Origin of the sequence: Moorena sp. SIO4G3, from assembly GCF_010692305.1 — a bacterium.
Taxonomy (GTDB): Bacteria; Cyanobacteriota; Cyanobacteriia; order Cyanobacteriales; family Coleofasciculaceae; genus Moorena; species Moorena producens_A.
In genome coordinates, this window is the sequence record NZ_JAAHIG010000758.1 from 1 (window position 1) to 1,143 (window position 1,143).

Sequence of the window (1,143 nt, forward strand, 5' to 3'; positions counted from 1 at the left end):
TCGATTGAGCACGATTGATGGAGACTGTCTTAACCTACACCATAGATGCCGTTATGCTGACGGGTACGACCTATCTCGGGGTTGGATTTATTTTGAGCCTGCTTGATCTGTGGCATCGCAGTGCTTCCCCTGCACAACCCACCCTGGCCCGCCAACGCAGCGTTCCCGCCTTGACTGCTGCTACGACGGCCCAACTTGAGGAACTGCCGCTGCAAACTCAGGAACGGGTTTTGGATGTGGTTGCGAGGGAAGTGGATTAGAGAATTTTTAGGGTCGGCCAGTTCGATGTGGCCTGCTGGCATTAGGCTCGGTTGCGCTTGGCGGCCCCGATCATTTTTTGCAACGCGGCTGTAAATTGGGTTGCTTCTGCTTCATCTAGATGTTGGCCAAAATGCTGGGCGATCGCCCCTGAATAAATCCCCCACATCTTTTGTCGCATCTCCAACCCAGTAGCTGTGATTGCGGCGAACGCGCCGCGCCGATCCACCGTACAAGAGCGGCGGCAAACTAATCCAGCCACCTCCATGCGATCGATCAACCGAGTTAGGTTACTCCGGCGCAACAGCATTGCATCGGCTAATTCATGCAATCGCATCTTATGCTCCGGCACCTGTTCCAAGCTCCAGAGCACATCATACCAACTCAGGCTAGGTAAGCCTGCCGCTGCTAGCTCCTGCTCAATTTGCTCCGTCAGCAGGATATGAGCTGTCAAAAATAGCTTCCAGACATGGTTATGAGTTGGCTCCAGGTTCACAGACCTGTTGAGTTGGGAAGTCGCCATAATTGTGTGGGATGAAGATCAGTGATTGCATATGCAATTATATTGACGCATTTTGTCATTCAAGGCAACTTTTGCGGTTCTTGCCTGTAATCAGGGTCTAACATCTTCGCAATATTTCGACTCATCGTTTGACAAAAAAGCCATCCTAGTAATAGCCCTCCTAATCAAATCAGGACGATAAAACCAATGACCTTAAATCGACGCGATTTTTTGAAATGGGGACTCGTCAGTGGCACGATGTGCGCAATGCACTCAAGATGACGATGAGAAACAATGAGTTTTGCAGTGACTGACAAGGCCGATCCTCGAAAGACAGACACGGTCGCAAGTTTGGCCGACAAAATTTCCCGCGCTCGCTGAAG

General features: G+C 50.7%; 2 protein-coding genes. One reads left to right on the plus strand and one right to left on the minus strand.

Annotation, left to right across the window (positions count from 1 at the left end; translation table 11 throughout):
• Nucleotides 1-301 precede the first annotated feature (301 nt).
• Nucleotides 302-781: a MarR family winged helix-turn-helix transcriptional regulator gene (locus tag F6J99_RS45235; RefSeq protein WP_293124026.1), complete on the minus strand. Its 480-nt coding sequence runs from the start codon at nucleotides 779-781 to the stop codon at nucleotides 302-304.
• Nucleotides 782-967: 186 nt separating this feature from the next.
• On the opposite strand from F6J99_RS45235, the gene F6J99_RS46140 reads away from it, so the two are divergent.
• Nucleotides 968-1,042 carry a twin-arginine translocation signal domain-containing protein gene (locus F6J99_RS46140; RefSeq protein ID WP_365975550.1) on the plus strand — a complete coding sequence of 25 codons (75 nt, stop codon included), beginning with the start codon at nucleotides 968-970 and terminating at the stop codon, nucleotides 1,040-1,042.
• Nucleotides 1,043-1,143 lie beyond the last annotated feature (101 nt).